Here is a 22,610-nt window from a genome sequence, read left to right on the forward strand (position 1 = left end):
GGACCGGCCGGCGTCCCGCCTCACGCCGGTCGCTGCACTCGCTTCAGGGCCAGCTGGACGAGGCTGTCGGCGCCCATCGCGTCCAGGGATTCGGGCTGTCGGGGCTGTTCGGCGGGGACGGCAGGGGCAGCGGGTGCGGTGGGCCCCGCGTCGTCCGGGCCGGTGGTGGCGGGCCGGTCGGCGAGCCGGCGCAGCATGTCGAGGACGCCGGACTCGCGGAGCCGCACCATCGGGATCGCGGTCAGCAGGTCCCGTACCTGCGGGTCGATGCCGTCGTCGGCCGGGGCGGCCGCCGCGGGCGCCGCCGTGTCGGCGAGGAGCCGGTCGCGCAGGAGCCGTACCAGGTCCTCGGGGGTGGGGTGGTCGAAGACGAGCGTGGCCGGGAGGGTCAGCGCCGTCGCCGCGCCGATCCGGTTGCGCAGGTCGACGGCGGTGAGCGAGTCGAAGCCGATGTCCTTGAAGGCGCGGGTGGGTTCGACGGAGGCGGGCGAGGAGTGGCCCAGTACGGCGGCCACCTGGGCGCGGACCAGGTCCAGCAGGAGCTGGTCCTGTTCGGGGGCGGTCAGGGCGGCGAGCCGCGCGGTGAGGTCCTCGGCCGTGCCGGACACGTCGCGTGCGGCGGCCTTGCGCCTGCGGGCGGCGGGGACGAGGTCGCGCAGTACGCCGGAGAGGGTCTCGGCGTGTTCGGCGAGGGCGGCCGGGCGCAGCGCGACGGGGACCGCGACGGGCTCGTTGACGCGCAGGGCGGCGTCGAGCAGGGCGAGGGCCTCGTCGCCGGGCAGGGCGGGGAAGCCCTGGCGGCGCATGCGGGCGAGTTCGGCCCGCGACAGGGTGCCGCCCATGCCCGCCTCGGTCTCCCACATGCCCCAGGCGAGGGACACCGCGGGCAGCCCCTGGGCGCGGCGGGCGGTGGCCAGTGCGTCGAGGGTGGCGTTGGCGGCGGCGTACGCGGCCTGGCCCGCGGAGCCGATGACTCCGGCGACGGACGAGTACAGCACGAACGCGTCGAGGGGGGAATCGGCGGTCAGCTCGTGCAGATGCCGGGCGGCATCGGTCTTCGCGGCCAGGACGCGGGCCAGGCGCTCGCCGGTGAGGCCGGTGAGGATGCCGTCGTCGAGGACGCCGGCCGTGTGGACGACGGCGCTCAGCGGGACGCCGTCGAGGACGCCGGCGAGCTGCTCACGGTCGCTCACGTCGCAGGCGACGATGTCGACCTGGGCTCCCGACTCGGCGAGCGCGGCGCGCAGTGCGGCGGCGCCCGGGGCCTGGGGGCCCCGTCGCGACAGCAGCAGCAGATCGCGGACGCCGTGCCGTTCGACGAGGTGCCGGGCGAGCAGCGCGCCGAGGCCGCCGGTGCCGCCGGTGATCAGCACGGTGCCCGGCCGGGACCAGGGCGCGGGCACGGTCAGGACGACCTTGCCGACGTGCTTGGCCTGCTGGAACAGCCGCAGCGCCTCGGGAGCGCGGGCGATGTCGAAGGCGGTCACGGGGACCGGTCGCAGCGCACCCTGCTCGAACAGTTCCAGCAGGGCGTCGAGCATCTCGCCGATCCGGTCGGGCCCGGCCTCCACGAGGTCGAAGGCCTGGTACGACACCCCGTGCTCGGCGGCGACCGCGCCCGACTCGCGGATGTCGGTCTTGCCCATCTCGACGAACCGTCCGCCCGGCCGCAGCAGCCGCAGCGAGGCGTCCACGAACTCACCGGCGAGCGAGTCGAGGACGACATCGACACCGTCCGCCCGGAAGCGGTGCTCGAACTCGGTCGTACGGGAGGAGGCGACGCGGTCGGCGGGCACGCCGAGCTCCCGCACGGCCGGCCACTTGCCCTCACTCGCCGTCGCGTACACCTCGGCCCCGAGGTGCCGGGCGAGCTGCACGGCAGCCATGCCGACACCGCCGGCGGCGGCGTGGATCAGCACGGACTCGCCTTCCTGGAGCCCGGCGAGGTCCACCAGGGCGTAGTAGGCGGTGAGGAACACGATCGGCACGGACGCCGCCTGCTCGTACGTCCAGCCCTTCGGGATCGGCGCGAGCGTGCGGGCGTCGGCCACGGCGGTGGGGCCGAAGGCCGCGTCGAGCATGCCCATCACCCGGTCCCCGACGGCCAGGCGCTCCACGCCGGGCCCGGTCTCCATGACGACGCCCGCGCCTTCCAGACCCATCCGGCCGGCGTCCCCGGGGTACATGCCCAGGACGTTCAGCACATCGCGGAAGTTGACGCCGGCCGCGCGCATCGCGACCCGGACCTCGCCGGGGCCGAGCGGGCGCCGCTCCTCGGGGACGAGGGCGATGCCGTCGAGACGGCCCTGGTCGACGATGTCCAGACGCCATGCGTCACCGGCACCGGCGGGCGGGGCGAGCACCCCGTCGGCGGCCATCCTGACGAGACGCGGCAGCCACACCCGGCCGGCGCGCACCGCGAACTGCGTCTCGTCGGTGGTGTGCAGGACCGCGGCGAGGGCGTCCAGGGAGGCGGGGTCGTCATCGGTGTCGGCGAGGGCGAACCGGCCGGGGTTCTCGCTGATCGCGGTGCGGACCAGCCCCCACACACCGGCCTGGGCGATGTCGGGCGCCCCGTCCGCGGCGCTCTCGACCCGTACGGCTCCCGTGGTCAGCACGACGAGACGCGACGCGGCGAACCGCTCGTCGGCCAGCCACTGCTGGAGCCGGGCGAGGACGAGGGCGACCGTGGCGGCCGCGTCCTTCCCTCCGTCCGGGGCGACCGGCAGCAGCACCGTGCCGGGTACGTCTCCGGCCGCGGCCAACGCGTCGAAGTCGGCGTACGGGACGGCGGAGGTACCGGCCGGGGCACTGCCGACGACCGTCCACGCGGTCCGCTCCGGGACGGCTTCCGTCTCGGGGGCCGGCGTCCAGTGCGGCCGGTACAGGTCGTCGGGTCCGGTGGCGGCGAGGTGCCGCGGGGACTGGGCACGCAGGACGAGGGAGTCGATCTCCGCGACCGGTTCGCCCGTCGCGTCCGCGACCCGCAGGGCGACGTCCCCGGCGCCGCGCGGGGTGAGCACGGCCCGGACGGTACCCGCGCCCACGGCGGTCAGACGGACGCCGGACCACAGGAAGGGCAGCGCGCCGTCGGGGGTCTCCTCGTGCAGACCGAGACCGTGCAGGACGGTGTCCAGCAGGGCCGGGTGCAGGCCGTAGGACGAGGAGTCCCCGGCCACGGGCTCGGGCAGTTCGGCCTCCGCGTACAGCCGGCCCTGGTGCCGCCACACCCTACGCAGACCACGGAACGCGGGACCGTAGTCGAGACCGGACATGGTGAGCCGGTCGTACAGATCACCGAACTCCACGGGCTCGGCACCAGCGGGCGGCCAGGCCCTCAAGTCCCAGTCCGGAGCAGGCGGTTCGGCCGTGTCCAAGGCGCCCGTGGCGTGCAGCGTCCACGGCTCGTCGGGTCCGGCCTCCTGCGGGCGGGCGTACAGGTGGAGCGTGCGGCCACCGTCGGGCGCGTCGTCGCCGCCCTCGGCTCCCACGGCGATCTGAAGCTGTACGGCACCGTGCTCGGGCAGCACGATCGGCGCGCGCAGGGCCAGCTCGGCCACCTGCCCGGCGCCCACGCGCTCCCCGGCCTGAAGCGCGAGCTCCAGAAGGACCGTACCCGGCACCACGACGGAACCGGCCACGGCGTGATCGGCCAGCCAGGGGTGCGTCCGCACCGACAGGCTCGATGTGAGCAGCACGGTGTCCGAACCGGCGACCGGCACCGCGGCGCCCAGCAGCGGGTGGTTGGTCCGGGCCAGCCCGAGACCGTCGGCGTCCGAGACGGCGGGCGGGGCGTCGAGCCAGTACCGCTGCCGTTGGAAGGGGTAGGTGGGCAGGTCGACGCGGTGGGCTCCGGTGCCGTCGAAGAGCGCGGACCAGTCGACGTCGGCACCCCGGACGTAGAGTTCGGCGGCGGCCGTCAGGAGTGTCTCCGCCTCCGGGCGGTCCTTGCGCAGGGTCGCGGCCGCCGACACCTCCCCGGCCAGCGCGGTCAGCACCGGATCCGGACCGATCTCCAGGAAACGCACGGCACCCTGAGCACGGGCGGCAGTCAGCGCGTCATGGAAACGCACCGGCTTGACGATCTGCTCGGCCCAGTACGCGGCGCTCGACCAGTCGCCGTCGGACAACGGGGCGCCCGTGAGCGTGCTGATCGCCGCGACGGTCGGCCGGTTGAAGCTCACCTGCCCGGCGACGGCCGTGAACTCGTCCAGCACCGGCTCCATCAACGGCGAGTGGAACGCGTGCGAGACCTTCAGACGAGTCGTCCGCCGTCCCGCATCCCGCGCCCGCTCAGCGACCGCCTGAACAGCCGCCTCCGTCCCGGACACCACCACGGCCGCAGGCGAGTTGACGGCAGCGACCACCGCACCCTCCACCAGCCAGCCGGCGACCTCGGCCTCGGACCCCTCCACAGCCGCCATCGCCCCACCCTCGGGCAACGCCTGCATCAACCGGGCGCGGGCGGCCACCAGTCGTACGGCGTCGGCGAGTTCGAGAACTCCGGCCGCGTACGCGGCGGCGAACTCGCCCACCGAATGGCCCAGCACCAGATCCGGCCGCATGCCCCACGACCGCAGCAACGCCACCAGCGCCGTCTGCAACGCGAACAACGCCGACTGGGCATACCCAGTCCCGTCCTCCGCCTCCTCGGCGAACAGCACCTCCCTCAGCGGCCGTTCGAAACCGAGCTCGGCGTCGAACAGCGCGCACACCTCGTCGAGCGCCGACGCGAACACCGGGAACACCTCGTACAACTCCCGGCCCATACCGGGGCGCTGACTCCCCTGCCCCGTGAACATCCACGCCGTACGGCCCTCGACCACGGCGCCGCTGACGACGGGCTCGGCGAGGGCGGCGTGCAGGGTGGTGGTGTCGGGGCCCAGGACGACGGCCCGGTGTTCGAGCTTGGCCCGGGTCGTGGCCAGGGAGAGGGCGATGTCGAGCGGGTCGCCGGTCGCGGAGGTCAGGCGCTCCGTCTGAGCGCGCAGGGCGTCGGCTGTGCGGGCGGAGACGATCCAGGGGATGAGCGGCAGCCCGGCCGAGGGGGCGGTGCCGGGTGCCCGCTCGGGGAGTGGGGGTTCCTCGACGACGACATGGGCGTTGGTGCCGCTGATGCCGAAGGAGGAGACACCGGCCCTGCGCGGCCGTTCGCCACGCGTCCACGGACGTTCCTCGGTGAGCAGTGCCACGGCGCCGGCCTCCCAGTCGACGTGCGAGGACGGCTCGTCGACGTGCAGGGTGCGGGGCAGGCGCTCGGCGTGCAGCGCCATGACCATCTTGATGACGCCGGCGACACCGGCAGCGGCCTGCGTGTGCCCGATGTTCGATTTGATGGACCCGAGGTACAGGGGCTTGTCGCGGTCCTGGCCGTAGGTCGCGAGGAGGGCCTGCGCCTCGATCGGGTCACCGAGACGGGTGCCGGTGCCGTGGGCCTCGACCGCGTCCACGTCGTCGGGGCGCAGACCGGCCGCCGCCAGGGCCTGGCGGATCACCCGCTGCTGGGACGGGCCGTTGGGAGCGGTCAGACCGTTCGAGGCGCCGTCCTGGTTGACGGCGGACCCCCGGATCACGCCGAGCACCCGGTGGCCCCGGCGGCGGGCCTCGGACAGGCGCATGAGCACCAGGACTCCGGCGCCCTCGGCCCAGCCCGTGCCGTCGGCGCCGTCCGCGAACGACTTGCAGCGGCCGTCGGCTGCCAGGCCGCGCTGGCGGGAGAACTCCACGAAGGTCTGCGGTGTGGCCATCACGGTCACACCGCCGGCCAGTGCCGTGTGGCACTCGCCGGACCGCAGGGCCTGGCAGGCCAGGTGCAGGGCGACGAGGGAGGAGGAGCAGGCGGTGTCGACGGTGACGGCGGGGCCTTCGAAACCGAAGACGTAGGCGATGCGGCCGGAGAAGACGCTGCCCGCGTTGCCGTTGCCGAGGTAGCCCTCGACCTCGTCGGGGACGGTGTGGAGCCGGGCCGCGTAGTCGTGGTACATGAGGCCCGCGTAGACGCCGGTGTCGGTGCCGCGCAGGGACGTCGGGTCGATGCCCGCGCGCTCCAGTGCCTCCCACGCGGTCTCCAGCAGCAGCCGCTGCTGCGGGTCCATCGCGAGCGCTTCGCGCGGGGAGATGCCGAACAGTTCGGCGTCGAAGTCGGCGGCGTCGTGCAGGAATCCGCCTTCGCGGACGTAGGCGGTGCCCGGCCGGTCGGGGTCGGGGTCGTAGAGCCCGTCGAGGTCCCAGCCGCGGTCGGCCGGGAAGCCGGTGATGCCGTCGCCGCCGTCGGCGACCAGGCGCCACAGGTCCTCGGGGGAGGTGATGCCGCCGGGGTAGCGGCAGCCCATGCCGACGATCGCGATGGGTTCGTCGGCGCGGGCCGGGCGTGCGGCCGGGGCGGCGGGCTCGCCGGCCGGGTCCTCGCCGAGGAGTTCACGGTGCACGTACGCGGCGAGGGCGCTGGGGCTCGGGTGGTCGAAGACGAGGGTCGCCGGCAGGCGCAGCCCGGTCGCGGTGCCGAGGTGATTGCGCAGGTCGACGGCGGTGAGCGAGTCGAAGCCGATGTCCTTGAAGGCCCGGGAGGGGTCCACGGCGGCGGCGTCGACATGGCCGAGGACGGCGGCGACCTGTGTCTGCACCAGGTCGAGCAGGGCGCGGTCCTGTTCGGCGCGGGGCAGGCCGCGCAGTCGGGCGGCGAGCGGCACGTCCGCGCCGCCCGGGGTTCGGTGGGCCGCGCGCCTGCGGCGGGACGCCGGGACCAGGCCGTGCAGGACAGCGGGCAGGGCGTCGCCGCGTGCGGCCAGCGCGGCGGTGTCGAGGGCGGCGGGCACGAGCGCCGGTTCCCCGGTGCGCAGAGCGTCGTCGAGGAGGGCGAGCGCGTCGTCGGTGGCCAGTGCCGGGTAGCCGAGGCGGCGCATGCGGGCCACGTCCGCGTCGGTCAGACGGCCGCCCATGCCGGCGGTGTGCTCCCACATGCCCCAGGCCAGGGATGTGGCGGGCAGGCCACGTGCGTGGCGGCGGGCGGCGAGGGCGTCGAGCGCGGCGTTGGCGGCGGCGTAGGCGGCCTGCCCGGCGGAGCCGACGACTCCGGCGACGGCGGAGAACAGCACGAACGCGCGCAGGTCGCGGTCGGCGGTCAACTCCTCCAGGTGCAGGGCTGCTTCGGTTTTCGCGGCGAGGACGCGTGTCAGGCGGTCGGGGGTGAGGTCGGTGAGCACGCCGTCGTCGAGGACACCCGCCGTGTGCACCACGGCGCTCAACGGCACGCCGGACAGGGCCGCTTCGAGCGCGGCACGGTCGGCGACGTCGCAGGCCGTGACGGTGATCCTGGCCCCGTGGGCGGTGAGCTCGCGGACCAGCTCGTCGGCGCCCGGCGCCTCGGGGCCGCTGCGCGAGAGCAGCAGCAGGTCGCGGACGCCGTGTGCGGTCACGAGATGCCGGGCGACCAGGGCGCCCAGCCCGCCGGTGCCGCCGGTGATCAGTACGGTGCCGTCGCCGGGCCAGCCCGGGTCGCCGGTCGCCGCGTCCGTCACCCGGGCCAGGGCGTGTTGCGAAAGTCCCGTCGTCCGCCCGGAGGGCGGGCCGGGCGGCGTCTGGTGCGTGCTCTCGGCGTGCCGGGCGGAAGCCCTCGTACTGGATGTACGTGGGCTTTCGCCCGGTGCGGCGAGAGTGCGTGCCAGGCGTCGGACGGCAGGCGGGACTTTCGCAACACGCCCTAGGCGGGGCTGGAGCACCTGGACGTCGTGGAAGGCGAGTTGGGTCGCTCCGGCGTCGACGAGCGCGCCGAGCCGTTCGGTGAGCGCCTGCCACGACTCGGGTGTTCCGTCGGTGTCGGCCAGCGCGAACCGGTCGGGGTGCTCACTGATCGCCGTACGGACGAGACCCCATACGGCGGCGGCCGCCGGGTCGGTGCGGACACCGGTGGTGACGACGGCCAACCGGCTGGTGGCCAGGCCGGGTTCGGCCAGCCAGCCCTGGAGCGCGCTGAGTACACCGGACGCCGCCTCGGCCGGGCTCTGCCCCGCGGGGACGGGCAACAGGACGGTCGCGGGGGGAGTCTCGTCGGCGGTGAGAGCCGCGAGGTCGGGGAACACGGTCACGCCGGACCGCGGGCCGTCCTCGGCCGGAAGGAGCGCGGTGTCACCGAGCACAGCGAGTTCGGTGGCCGGCCCGGTCGGCGACGCGGGAGCAGGGAGCCACCGCATCCGGTACAGATGCCGCGCGCTGCCGGCTCCGACCTCACCGGCCGCCACCGGCCGCAGCACCAACCGGGCGACGTCGGCGACCGGTTCACCCGCGGCGTCGGCGATCCGCAGCGCGACCTCGCCGGGCGCACGGACGGTCAGCCGGGCCCGCACGGCGGACGCCCCGACGGCCGTCGGGTGAACGCCGGACCACAGGAAGGGCAGCAGTGCCTTCCGACGCCCCTCCCCCGCCTCCGTGTCAGCCTCGGTGTCGCCGACGCCGAGCGCGTGCAGCACAGCGTCGAGGAGAGCCGGGTGCAGGGCGAAACCGGGCGCGTCGTCGGCCGTGTGCTCGGGCAGCTCCGCCTCGACGAACAGATCACCGCCCGCACGCCACAGCGCGCGCAGCCCCTGGAACGCCGGGCCGTACACCATCCCGGTCTCGGCGAGGCGCGCGTACAGGTCGTCGACCGCGACGGGCTCGGCCCCGGCGGGCGGCCAGGCCCGCAGGTCCCACTCCGGCACGGCGGACCGTACGGCCGCGCCGAGGGTGCCGGTGGCGTGCAGCGTCCACGGCTCGTCGTCGGGTGCGCCGTCCGGCCGGGCGTGGATGCGCACGGTACGGGTTCCCTCGGACCCGGCCTCGGCCGGGTCGACCGACGTCTGCACCTGTACGGCACTGTCGTGCGCCAGCACCAACGGGGCCCGCAGCGTCAGTTCGTCCACGCCGTGGAGACCGACGTGGTCGGCGGCCTGGACCGCGAGTTCGAGCAGCGCGGTGCCGGGGACGACGACCGTGCCGTCGACCGTGTGATCGCCGAGCCAGGGGTGCGTCCGCACGGACAGCCGCGACGTGAGGACGGCCGTGTCGGAACCGGCCAGCCGTACGGCGGCACCGAGCATCGGATGCCGGGTCGCACCGAGGCCGAGCCCGCCGGCGTCGAGGACGGGGCGGGTGGGTTCGAGCCAGTAACGGCGGCGTTGGAAGGGGTAGGTGGGCAGGTCGACGCGGTGGGCTCCGGTGCCGTCGAAGAGCGCGGACCAGTCGACGTCGGCACCCCGGACGAAGAGCTCGGCACACGCGGTGAGCAGGGTCTCCGCCTCCGGGCGGTCCTTACGCAGGGTCGCGGCCGCCGACACCTCCCCGGCCAGCGCGGTCAGCACCGGATCCGGACCGACCTCCAGGAAACGCACGGCACCCTGAGCACGGGCGGCAGCCAACGCGTCGGAGAAACGCACCGGCTTGACGATCTGCTCGGCCCAGTACGCGGCGCTCGACCAGTCACCGTCGGACAACGGGGCGCCCGTGAGCGTGCTGACCGCCGCGACAGTCGGCCGGTTGAAGCTCACCTGCCCGGCGACGGCCGTGAACTCGTCCAGCACCGGCTCCATCAACGGCGAGTGGAACGCGTGCGAGACCTTCAGACGAGTCGTCCGCCGTCCCGCATCCCGCGCCCGCTCAGCGACCGCCTGAACAGCCGCCTCCGTCCCGGACACCACCACGGCCGCAGGCGAGTTGACGGCCGCGATCACCGCACCCTCCCCCAGCCAGCCGGCGACCTCGGCCTCGGACGCCTCCACGGCCGCCATCGCCCCACCCTCGGGCAACGCCTGCATCAACCGGGCGCGGGCGGCCACCAGCCGCACAGCATCAGCGAGTTCGAGCACCCCCGCGGCATAGGCGGCGGCGAACTCCCCCACCGAGTGACCGAGCACCACACCCGGCACCATCCCCCACGACCGCAGCAACGCCACCAGCGCCGTCTGCAACGCGAACAACGCCGACTGGGCATACCCGGTCCCGTCCTCCGCCTCCTCGGCGAACAGCACCTCCCTCAGCGGCCGTTCGAAACCCAGCTCGGCATCGAGCAGCCCACACACCTCGTCGAGCGCCGACGCGAACACCGGGAACACCTCGTACAACTCCCGGCCCATACCGGGGCGCTGACTCCCCTGCCCCGTGAACATCCACGCCGTACGGCCCTCGATGACCGACCCCATGACCGCCTTGTCGGTCACGCCGAGCACCGCGCGGTGTTCGAGCGTGGCGCGGCCGGTGGCGAGTGACAGGCCGATGTGGAGGGGGTCGGCGTCGAGCGGGGTCAGTCGTTCGATCTGGGCCCGCAGGGCGGGGGCCGTCCGTGCGGACGCGACCCAGGGCACCACGGGCGGTGTGCCGTGCCGTTCCTCCGGCTCCGCCACCGGGGCGGGCGGGGCCTCTTCGAGGATGACGTGGGCGTTCGTACCGCTGATGCCGAACGACGACACACCCGCGCGGCGCGGGCGTTCGCCGCGTGGCCAGTCGTGCTCGTCGGTGAGCAGGCGTACCGCACCGGCGGTCCAGTCGACGTGCGAGGAGGGGGCGTCGACGTGCAGGGTGCGGGGCAGGCGCTCGGCGTGCAGCGCCATGACCATCTTGATGACGCCGGCGACACCGGCGGCGGACTGGGTGTGGCCGATGTTGGACTTCACGGACCCGAGCAGGAGGGGCTGGTCGCGGTCCTGGCCGTAGGTCGCGAGGAGGGCCTGCGCCTCGATCGGGTCACCGAGACGGGTTCCGGTGCCGTGGGCCTCGACCGCGTCCACGTCGTCGGGGCGCAGACCGGCCGCCGCCAGGGCCTGGCGGATCACCCGTTGCTGGGACGGGCCGTTGGGAGCGGTCAGACCGTTCGAGGCGCCGTCCTGGTTGACGGCGGACCCCCGGACGAGGGCGAGCACCCGGTGGCCACGCCGTTCCGCCTCGGACAGGCGCATGAGCACGAGCACGCCGGCGCCCTCGGACCAGCCGGTGCCGTCGGCGGCCTCGGCGAACGGCTTGCAGTGGCCGTCGGGGGCGAGGCCGCGCTGGCGGGAGAACTCCACGAACGCCGTGGGGTTGGCCATGACGGTGGCGCCGCCCGCGAGGGCCGTGTCGCACTCGCCGGACCGCAGGGCCTGGCAGGCCAGGTGCAGGGCGACCAGCGCGGAGGAGCAGGCGGTGTCGACGGAGACGGCCGGGCCCTCCAGGCCGAGGACGTAGGAGAGGCGGCCGGAGGCGACGCTCGGGGTGCTTCCGGTGAGGAGGTAGCCGGCGGACTCGCCGTCGGCCTCGTGCACGGCGCCGCCGTAGCCGTTGGCGGAGACGCCCGCGTACACGCCGGTCGCCGTGGAGCGCAGGGAGGTCGGGTCGATGCCCGCGCGCTCCAGTGCCTCCCAGGCGGTCTCCAGCAGCAGCCGCTGCTGCGGGTCCATCGCGAGGGCCTCGCGCGGTGAGATGCCGAACAGTTCGGCGTCGAAGCCCGCGACGTCCGGGATGAAGCCGCCGCGTCCGGCGAACGGGGTGCCGAGGGCGGCCGAGGTGGACTCCAGCAGGCCGGGGATGTCCCAGCCGCGGTCGTCCGGGAACGGCGCCATGCGGTCCTCGCCGGCGGTCAGGACGTCCCAGAGGTCTTCCGGGGACTGGATGCCGCCGGGGAAGCGGCAGCCCATGCCGATGACGGCGATGGGTTCGTCGTCGGCCGAGGGCGTGGCTTCGGGGGCGGCCGAGTCGGGACCGGCGGCCGTGCCGAGGAGGCGGTCGCGCAGGTGGGTGGTGAGGGCGGACGGGGTGGGGTGGTCGAAGACGAGGGTGGTGGGCAGGGCGACCTCGGTGCTCGCGGCGAGCCGGTTGCGCAGGTCGACGGCGGTGAGGGAGTCGAAGCCGAGGTCCTTGAAGGCGCGCTCGGGATCGATGACGGCCGGGGAGGTGTGGCCGAGGACGGCGGCGACCTGGGACTGGACGAGGTCCAGGAGGGTGCGGTCCTGTTCGGCCGGGGGCAGGGTGCGCAGGGTGCGGGCGAGTTCGCCCCCGGCGGCGTCCGGTGCGTCGCCGGCGCCGGTTGTCGCGGCCTGGGCTGCGGCGACCTCGGGCAGGTCGGCGATGAGCGGGCTGGGACGGGTGAAGGTGAAGGTGGGGGCGAAGCGTTCCCAGTCCACGTCCGCGACGGTCACGCAGGTGCGGTCCGTAAGGAGCGCCTGTTCCAGTGCGGTGAGGGCGCTGTCCGGGGTGAGCAGGGCGAGGCCCCGTTCGGTGAGGTGCTCGGTGACTCCTTCGTCGGCGGCCATGCCGCCGCCGCTCCACGGGCCCCAGGCGACGGAGGTCGCGGGCAGGCCGAGGGTACGGCGGTGCTGGGCGAGCGCGTCGAGGTAGGCGTTGCCGGCCGCGTAGGCGGCCTGACCGCCGCTGCCCCAGACGGCCGCCACGGACGAGAACAGCACGAACAGGTCGAGGTCGAGGCCGGCGGTCAGTTCGTGGAGGTGCCTCGCCCCGGTGACCTTGGCGGAGACCACCTGGGCGAGGCTGTTCGGGGTGCTGGCGGTGAGCGAGGTGTTCTGGGGGAGCCCGGCCGTGTGGACGACACCGGTCAGGGGTGTCTCGGCCGGGATCGCGGCGATCAGTTCGGCCAGTGCGTCGCGGTCGCCGACGTCGCAGGCGGCGAGAGTGACGCGGGCGCCGCGGGCGGTGAGGTCGTCGCGCAGTGCGTCGGCGCCGACGGCGTGCGCGCCGCTGCGGGAGACCAGCAGCAGGTGTGCGGTGCCGAGGTCGGCGAGGCGTCGGGCGACATGGGCGCCGAGTGCGCCGGTGCCGCCGGTGATCAGTACGGTTCCGCGCGGCGTCGGCAGTGCGGGGGCCGCGGCCCCGGTATCGCTCGGCACGTCGTGGGCGAGGCGGGCGGCGTGGACGCCGGAGGGGCGGACGGCCAGTTGGTCCTCCGGGCCGGGAGCGGCGAGGACCGCGGCGAGGCGCTGCCAGGCGTCGGGTCCGGCGTCGTCCGGGAGGTCGACGAGGCCGCCCCACAGTCGGGGCAGTTCGAGGGCGGCCGTGCGGCCGAAGCCCCAGATCTGCGCCTGGTCGGGGCGGGTGAGGGGTTCCCCGGCGGTGACGGCGACGGCGGACCGGGTGACGGCCCACACCGGGGTCTGGAGTCCGGCGACGGTGAGCGCCTGGAGGACGTTGAGGTGGGGTGTGGGGAGGGCTTCGGCGGCGTCCGGAAGGACCACGATGCCGTCCGGGCCGTACTCGCTGATGAGGGCGGCGAGTTGCTCGGTCTTGGTCGACGCGGGCAGGGTGAGGAGTTCGGCGTCGGCGCCCGCGGCGCGCAGCGCGTCGAGGCAGGCGTCGGTGTCCTGTGCGCCGGCCGGGGCGGCGATCAGCCAGCGGCCGGTGAGGCGAGCCGTGCGCGGTACGGGCACCGGCTTCCACACCACGCGGTAGCGCCGGCGGTCCTGCGCGGCGCGTTCCTCGCGCCGGCGTCGCCATCGCGTCAGGGCCGGGAGCAGCGCGTCCAGGGAGGCGCCCTCGGGCAGGCCCAGTTCCCCGGCCACCGTGGTGGGGTCGGCGGTGTCGACCAGCTGCCAGAACTCGTCCTCGGCGCCCTCCTCGGCGGGCTGGTGGGCGGTGCGGTCCGGGAGCCAGAAACGCTCGCGCTGGAAGGCGTAGGTGGGCAGGTCGATCAGGTGGGCGTCCGTGTCGCGGAAGACCTCCGCCCAGTCGACGCGGGTGCCGCGTACGAAGAGTTCACCGACGGCGGTGAGCAGGGTGGCGGGCTCGGCACGGCCCGCGCGCAGGGCCGCGACCGCGACGGTCAGGTCGGGGGCGGTGCGCTGGGCGAGGGCGGCGAGGACCGGGTCGGGACCGAGTTCCAGCAGGCGGGTGGCGCCGAGTTCGCCGGTGGCGGTGCGGACGGCGTCGTGGAAGAGGACGGGCCGGCGCACCTGGCGTACCCAGTAGTCGGCGCTTGCCCAGTCGTCGGCGGCGAGGGGCCGGCCGGTGACGGTGCTGGCGGCCGGTATGCGGGGCCGCCGGTAGGTGAGCTCGCCGGCGACGGCGGCGAACTCGGCCAGCATCGGCTCCATCAGCGGCGAGTGGAAGGCGTGCGACACGTTGAGCCGGGTGACGCGCCGCCCGTGCTCGCGCGCGATGCTCAGCACGGCGTCCACGGCGGCCTCCGTACCGGAGACCACCACGGCGGCGGGCCCGTTGACGGCGGCGACGACCGCGCCTTCGGTCAGCCAGGGCTCGACCTCCTCGGGGTCCGCTTCGACGGCCGCCATCGCGCCGCCCTCGGGCAGTGCCTGCATCAGCCGGGCGCGGGCGGCCACCAGCCGTACGGCGTCGGGGAGTTCGAGGACGCCCGCGGTGTGGGCGGCGGCCAGTTCGCCGATGGAGTGCCCGACCAGCGCGTCCGGGGCGATGCCCCAGGAGCGCAGCAGTTCGGCGAGGGCGACCTGGAGGGCGAACAGGGTGGCCTGCGCGTAGCCGGTGCGGCCCAGCAGGGCGGCCTCGGGGCTGTCCGGCGTGGCGAACAGTACGGTACGCAGCGGTGTGTCGAAGCCGTCGGCGCCGCCGAGTTCGGCGTCGAGGAGCGCGCATGTGTCGTCGAGGGTGCGCGCGAACAGCGGGTGGGCGTCGTACAGTTCGCGGCCCATGCCGGGGCGCTGGCTGCCCTGTCCGGTGAAGGCCCACACCGTGCGGCCCTCGCCCGCCGCCGAAGTGAGCGGTGCGGCGGGGTCGCCGTCGGCGAGGGCGGTGGCGGCCGCGGTCAGGGTGTCCGTGTCGTCGCCGACGAGGACGGCGCGGTGGTCGAGGGCGGCGCGGGCGGTGGCGAGCGTGCGGCCGACGTCCGCCGGGGCGAGGCCGGGCCGGTCGGCGAGGTGGGCGACGAGTCGGGCGGCCTGCGCGCGCAGGGCCTGGCGGGTCCGGCCGGAGAGGATCCAGGGCACGGTGCCCACGGGCCGGGCCGGGCCCGATACGCCGGTGGCCGGTGTGTCCGCCGCGGGGGCGTCGGTGGCCGGCGTGTCCGCCGCGGCCTCGGCGGCCGGGGCGTCGGCGGCGGGCGGCTCCTCCAGGATGACGTGGGCGTTGGTGCCGCTGATGCCGAACGCGGACACACCGGCCCGGCGCGGGCGTTCCCCGCGCGCCCAGGACCGCGCCTCGGTGAGCAGCCGCACGGCGCCGGAGTCCCAGTCGACCCGGCGGGAGGGGGCGTCGACGTGCAGGGTGGGCGGCAACTGCCCGGCACGCAGGGCCAGCACCATCTTCATGACGCCGGCCGCGCCTGCCGCCGCCTGGGTGTGGCCGATGTTGGACTTCACCGACCCCAGCCACAGGGGCTCGCCGCGGTCCTGGCCGTAGGTCGCGAGCAGGGCCTGCGCCTCGATCGGGTCGCCGAGGCTCGTGCCGGTGCCGTGCGCCTCCACCGCGTCGACGTCGCCGGGCCGCAGTCCGGCGGCGGTCAGGGCCTGCCGGATCACCCGCTGCTGGGAGGGGCCGTTGGGAGCCGTCAGACCGTTCGAGGCGCCGTCCTGGTTGATGGCGGAGCCGCGCAGCACGGCGAGCACGGGGTGGCCGGCGCGGCGCGCGTCGGAGAGCCGCTCCAGTACGAGGACGGCGGCGCCCTCGGACCAGCCGGTGCCGTCGGCGCCCTCGGCGAAGGCCTTGCAGCGGCCGTCGGCGGACAGGGCGCGCTGGCGGGAGAACTCGACGAAGATGCCCGGCGTGGCCATCACGGTCACGCCGCCGGCGAGGGCGGTGCGGCATTCGCCCTGGCGGATCGCCTGCGCGGCGAGGTGGAGCGCGACCAGCGCGGAGGAACAGGCGGTGTCGACGGTGAGGGCGGGGCCCTCCAGGCCGAGGGTGTAACTGACGCGACCGGACAGGACGCTGGCGGCCGAACCGGTGGCGACGTAGCCCTCGATGTCCTCGCCCGGGGCGTGGGCGGTGTCGCGGTAGTCCTGGCCGTTGGTGCCGGCGAAGACGCCGGTGGCCGATCCGCGCAGGGACAGCGGGTCGATGCCCGCCCGCTCCAGTGCCTCCCACGCGGTCTCCAGCAGCAGCCGCTGCTGCGGGTCCATGGCGAGGGCCTCGCGGGGGCTGATGCCGAACAGTTCGGCGTCGAAGTCGGCGGCGTCGTGCAGGAATCCGCCGACGCGGGCGTAGGTGGTGCCGGAGCGGCCGGGGTCCGGGTGGTAGAGGCGCTCGACGTCCCAGCCGCGGTCCTGGGGGAACGGCGTGAGGCCGTCCGCGCCGGAGGCGAGCAGGTCCCACAGTTGGTCGGGGGTGGTCACGCCGCCGGGGAAGCGGCAGCCCATGCCGACGATGACGACCGGGTCGTCGTCGGCGCCGGCGGGGGCGAGGGCGGGGCCGCCGCGCTCGATCTCGTCCGTGGTGACGCCGAGGACCTGGGTGCGCAGGAACGCGGCGAGCGCGGTCGGTGTGGGGTGGTCGAAGACGAGGGTGGCGGGCAGGGACAGCCCGGTGGCGGCGGCGAGTCGGTGGCGCAGGGCGACGCCGGTCAGCGAGTCGAAGCCGAGGTCCTTGAAGGCGCGGCCGGCGTCGACGGCGGTCCGGTCGGCGTGCCCGAGGACGGCGGCGACCTGGTCGAGGACGAGGTCGAGCAGCAGCCGGTCCTGCTCCGCGGGCGTGCGGGTGGACAGTTCGGCGCCGAGGGCGCCCGCGGCCGGTGCGCTCGGCGCGGCGTCGGTGGTGGGCGGCGCGGCCTCGGGGAGGTCGGCGAGCAGCGGGCGCGGGGTGTACGCGGCGGCGGCGAAGCGCTGCCAGTCGACGTCGACGACGGTCGTGCAGGTGGCGTCCTCGTCGAGGACACGGCGCAGCACGTCCAGGGCACGGGACGGCTCCAGGGGCCGTATGCCCTGGCGGCGGAAGTGTTCGGTGACGGTCTCGTCGGCCGCCATGCCGCCACCGCCCCACGGCCCCCAGGCGATGGACGTCGCGGGCAGTCCGGCGGCGCGGCGGTGCTGGGCGAGCGCGTCGAGACGGGCGTTGGCGGCGGCGTAGGCGGCCTGCCCGGCGTTGCCGAGGACGGCCGTGACGGACGAGAACAGGACGAAGGCGTCCAGTTCCCGCTCCCGGGTCAGCTCGTGCAGATGCCGGGCGCCCTCGGCCTTCACGGCGAGGACGCGGGCCAGGCGTTGGGGGGTGAGGTCGGCGGCGAGCCCGTCGTCGAGGATGCCCGCGGCGTGCACGACGGCCGTCGGCACATAGGCGTCCAGGACGGAAGCGACGGTCTCGCGGTCGGCGACGTCGCCCGCGATGAAGGTGACGGCGGTCCCCGACGCGACCAGTTCCGCGCCGAGTTCGGCGGCACCCGGGGCGTCGGCTCCGCGCCGTGAGAGGAGGACCAGGTGGTCCGCGCCGCCGGTCGCCAGCCAGCGGGTGAGGTGCCCGCCCAGGGCGCCGGTCGCGCCCGTGACCAGGACGGTGCCGTGCGGCTGCCAGGACCGCGCGGGCCGTGCCGAGCGGTCGCGCACCAGCCGGGCGGCGTGGACGCCCGTGGCGCGCACGGCGAGCTGGTCCTCCCCCGCTCCCCCGGCGGCGAGCACGGCCGCGACCCGCTGCCAGAGCCGGGGGTGCGGGTCGTCCGGCAGATCGATCAGTCCGCCCCAGCGGTCGGGCTGCTCCAGCGCCACGACCCGGCCCAGCCCCCAGACGGCGGCCCGTTCCGGGCGCGTGGGTCCCTCGCGGCCGGACACGGCCACGGCCCCGAAGGTCACACACCACAGCCGGCTCTCCGGGCAGGCCTGCGCCAGTGCCACTACGTGCGCGGGGTCGGCGAGCAGGGACAGTACGCCCGTGTACGGCGTCTCCGGGTCGGCGGCCGGTCCGGTCACGAGCGTCACGTCGGCGCCGGCGGCCCGCAGCGAGCCCGCGGCCGCGTCGACCAGCTCGGCCGGGGTGTCCTCGTCGGCCGCGATCAGCCAGGCGCCGTCCAGGCTGCCGGGGGCCGGTGTGCGGACGGGCCGCCAGGTGATCCGGTAGCGCAGCCCGGCCAGCCGCGACTCCTCCCGGCGCTTGCGACGCCAGTCGGCGAGCACCGGGAGGACGGCGTCCAGCGGGGCACCACTGTCCACACCGAGTTCTCCGGCGAGCGAGTCGGCGTCGCCCTGGTCGACGAGCTCCCAGAACCCCCCGTCGGCGACGCCCTCTCCGCTCTCGGCCGGGCGCGTGGGACGGGCGTGGTCGGGCAGCCAGTACCGCTGCCGTTGGAAGGCGTACGTGGGCAGGTCGACGCGGTGGGCTCCGGTGCCATCGAAGAGGGCGGACCAGTCGACGTCGGCGCCCCGGACGTAGAGTTCGGCGGCGGCCGTCAGGAGTGTCTCCGCCTCCGGGCGGTCCTTGCGCAGGGTCGCGGCCGCCGACACCTCCCCGGCCAGCGCGGTCAGCACGGGATCCGGGCCGATCTCCAGGAAGCGTACGGCGCCCTGGGCACGGGCGGCGGTCAGCGCGTCATGGAAGCGCACCGGTTTGACGATCTGCTCGGCCCAGTAGGAGGGGGTCGTCCAGTCGCCGTCGGACAGCGGGGCACCTGTGAGCGTGCTGATCGCCGCGACGGTCGGCCGGTGGTACGTCACCTGCTCGGCGACGGCTGTGAATTCGGCGAGCACCGGTTCCATCAGCGGCGAGTGGAACGCGTGCGAGACCTTCAGACGGGTCGTCCGCCGTCCCGCATCCCGCGCCCGCTCAGCGACCGCCTGAACACCGGCCTCCGTTCCGGACACCACCACGGCCGCAGGCGAGTTGACGGCCGCGATCACCGCACCCTCCACCAGCCAGCCGGCGACCTCGGCCTCGGACGCCTCCACGGCGACCATCGCGCCGCCTTCGGGCAACGCCTGCATCAGCCGGGCGCGGGCGGCCACCAGTCGTACGGCGTCGGCGAGTTCGAGAACTCCGGCCGCGTACGCGGCGGCGAACTCCCCCACCGAGTGACCGAGCACCACACCCGGCGCCATCCCCCACGACCGCAGCAACGCCACCAGCGCCGTCTGCAACGCGAACAGCGCCGACTGGGCATACCCGGTCCCGTCCTCCGCCTCTTCGGCGAACAGCGCCTCCTTCAGCGGCCGTTCGAAACCGAGCTCGGCGTCGAACAGCGCGCACACCTCGTCGAGCGCCGACGCGAACACCGGGAACGTGCCGTACAACTCCCGGCCCATACCAGGACGCTGACTCCCCTGCCCCGTGAACATCCACGCCGTACGGCCCTCCGAGACCGTCCCGGTGAGGACGGGGCCGGGGCGCAGGGCGACGGTGCGGTGGGGCAGGGCCGCGCGGGTGGTGGCCAGTGACCAGGCCACGTCGAGCGGGTCCGCGTCGAGTGCCGTCAGGCGGTCCAGCTGGTCCCCGAGGGCCCGCTCGCTCCGGGCCGACACGACCCACGGGACCACGGGCAGTCGCGTGAGCGGTTCCTCGGCCGGGTCCGGTTCCTCGGCGAGGGGGGCCTCTTCGAGGACGAGGTGCGCGTTCGTGCCGCTGATGCCGAACGACGAGACACCCGCCCGGCGCGGACGGTCCCCGCGCGGCCAGGGGCGTTCCTCCTGGAGCAGTCGCAGTGTGCCGTGCGACCAGTCGATGTGGGAGGACGGCTCCTCGGCGTGCAGGGTGCGCGGGAGGCGTTCCTCGCGCAGGGCCATGACCATCTTGATGACGCCGGCGACGCCCGCGGCGGCCTGGGTGTGGCCGATGTTGGACTTGACCGAGCCGAGCCACAGGGGCTCCTCGCGGTCGCGGCCGTAAGCGGCGGCGAGGGCGTGTGCCTCGATGGGGTCGCCGAGCCGGGTGCCCGTGCCGTGGGCCTCGACGGCGTCGATGTCGGCGGGGCGCAGACCGGCGCCCGCGAGGGCCTGGCGGACGACGCGCTGCTGGGCGGGGCCGCTGGGGGCCGTCAGGCCGTTGGAGGCGCCGTCCTGGTTGATGGCGCTGCCGCGGATCACGGCGAGGACGTCACGGCCCTGGCGCCGGGCCTCGGACAGCGGCATCAGGACGAGCATGCCGGCGCCCTCGCTGAGCGAGAATCCGTCGGCCCGCGCGGAGAACGCCTTGCAGCGGCCGTCGGGTGCGAGGGCCCGCTGGCGGGAGAACTCGGCGAACATCTCCAGGCTCGGCAGGACCGTCGCGCCGCCGGCGAGGGCGGTGGTCGCGGTGCCGCCGCGCAGGGCCTCGCAGGCGAGGTGGAGGGCGACCAGGGAGGAGGAGCAGGCGGTGTCGACGGTGAGGGCGGGGCCCTCCAGGCCGAGGGTGTAGGAGATACGGCCGGAGGCGACGCTGACGGCGTTGCCGGTCAGGACGTGGCCGGCGACGTCGGTGGAGGCGGTGGCGGCGGCGCGGTCGTAGTCGGCCGTCATGAGGCCGAGGTAGACGCCGGTCGCCGAGCCGCGCAGGGTCGTCGGGTCGATGCCCGCCCGCTCCAGCGCCTCCCATGTCGTCTCCAGCAGCAGCCGCTGCTGCGGGTCCATGGCGAGGGCCTCGCGGGGGCTGATGCCGAAGAAGGCGGCGTCGAAGTCGGCGGCGTCGCGCAGGAATCCGCCTTCGCGCTGGAGGAAGCCGCCGGGTGCGGTGCCGCCGGGGTCGTAGCGTCCCTCGATGTCCCAGCCCCGGTCGTCGGGCAGCGGGGTGACGGCGTCGGTGCCGTCCAGGAGGAGCTGCCACAGGGCCTCGGGCGAGTCGGCGTCGCCGGGGAAGCGGCAGGCCATGCCGACGACGGCGATGGGCTCGTCGGAGTGCGCGTGACCGCCGGGGGTGTCCAGGTCGGCGGGGGTCGTGCCGTAGAGCTGTTCGTAGAGGTGGTGGCCGAGGGCCGCGGGGGTCGGGTAGTCGAAGGCGGCGGTCGGGGCGAGGGGCAGTCCGGTCGCGGCGCGCAGACGGTCCCGGAGGGCGACGGCGGTGGCCGATTCGAGGCCCTGGTCGCGGAAGGACACCTGCGTGGGCGCGCCGCCGGGCAGCTTGAGCAGGCCGGCCACCTGGGTGCGGACGAGATCGACGAGGTCGCGGCGCCGGTCCGGTTCGGGCAGGTCACCGAGGCGGTCGCGCAGGGCGGCCGCCTGCACGCCGAGGGGTGTGCCGAGAGTGTCGGGGTCCTCGACGGCGGCGGCGTCGGCGAGTTCGGCGGGCAGGTCGGCCGGGTCGGTGGCGGGGTCGTGCAGGGCGGCCCATTCGGGGTCTCCGCCGGTCGTCCAGTACTCGGCCATGGCGCGCTGGAAGCGGTCGGCGTCTCCGGCGTCCCGGCGCAGAGTGGTGTGGACGGTGCCGGTGACGCCCGCCCGGCTGAGGACGGTTTCCAGACCGGGGGTGAGCAGCGGGTGCGGGCTGATCTCCAGGAAGTGCCGGTGGCCGGCGTCCAGTGCGGTGCCGACGGCGGCGACGAACTCGACGGTGTCGCGCAGGGCGGCGGCCCAGTGGTCCCGGTCGAGGGTCACTCCGTCGAGGGCCGTGCCGGCCGAAGCGGCGTACAGGGGGACGCGGGCCGCGCGCGGGGTGAGGTCGGCGAGGTCGGCGCGGACGCGGTCGGTGATCTCGTCGATGTGCGGTGAGTGCGCGGCGACGCCGTAGTCGACGGTGCGGGCGCGGACGCCTTCGGCGGTCAGTTCGGCGAGGAGTTCGGCCGCTGCGTCGGCGTCACCGGAGATGACACCGTTGTCGGGGCCGTTGACGGCGGCGAGGTGGAGCCTGCCGTGCCAGGGTGCGAGTCGTTCCCGCAGCCGTTCGACGGGCATCAGGGCGGACACCATGTCGCCGCGCCCGTGCAGGCTGAGCTGGGCGGTGCCCCAGCTCGCGGCGACGCGGGCGGCGTCGTCGAGGGTGAGGGCGCCCGCGACGCAGGCGGCGGCGATCTCGCCGAGGCTGTGGCCGACGACCGCCGCGGGCCGTACCCCGACGCTCTCCCAGAGGGCGGCCAGCGACACCATGACGGCGAAGAGGGCGGGCTGGGTGACGTCGGGTGCGGTCAGTGCGTGGGCGCCGCGCAGGACGTCGAGGGGGTTGTGGTCCAGGTGCGGGGCGAGGGCGTCGGCGCACTCTTCCATGCGGCGGGCGAACACCGGGGAGCTGTCGAGGAGTTCGCGGGTCATGCCGGGCCACTGGGAGCCGTGGCCGGGGAAGACGAAGACGGGTCCGCTGTCGCGGGCGGCGGGCCGGCCCTCGGTGACGTGGTCGGTGGGGGTGCCGTCGGCCAGGGCGTCCAGGGCCGCGGCGAGGTCGTCGGGGCTGGTCGCGGTGACGGCCGCGCGACAGGGGTGGGCCGGGTCGACGCGGTGCAGCAGGGCCGCCGCGATGCGGTCCGGCGCTCCGTCGCGGGCGAGGGTCCGCAGGATGCGGGCCTGTTCCCGTACGGCTCGGGTGCCCTGTCCGGTGAGGAGCCAGGGGCGTGGGGTGCCCGCGAACGGGCGGGTGGCCGAGGTGGAGCGACCTTGTTCGGACACGTTCTCTCCCGCGGATGGACTCGTCGCCACGTCTTCGGATACTGGACCGGGCGTGTGAGGGGGGCGTCGGCGTGCGGCGGCCGGGAACGTGGGGATGGCCTGATCCGTTCGCCCCACTGGTTCGATTATTGGGACGGACGACTGGGGGAAACACAAGGAGATGGAGCGCGGGCCGGGATCATGACGACGCCGACGGGCCACGGTGGC

1 protein-coding gene is annotated in these 22,610 nt (G+C 75.2%); it reads right to left on the minus strand.

From position 1 onward, the window contains the following. Window positions 1-20: 20 nt before the first annotated feature. The gene (locus IE262_RS40000; RefSeq protein ID WP_268249650.1) at window positions 21-22,403 is read right to left on the minus strand and encodes a type I polyketide synthase; all 22,383 of its coding nucleotides are present in this window, start codon (window positions 22,401-22,403) and stop codon (window positions 21-23) included. Window positions 22,404-22,610 lie beyond the last annotated feature (207 nt).

This window comes from Streptomyces bluensis, from assembly GCF_014650715.1.
Classification (GTDB): domain Bacteria; phylum Actinomycetota; class Actinomycetes; order Streptomycetales; family Streptomycetaceae; genus Streptomyces; species Streptomyces bluensis.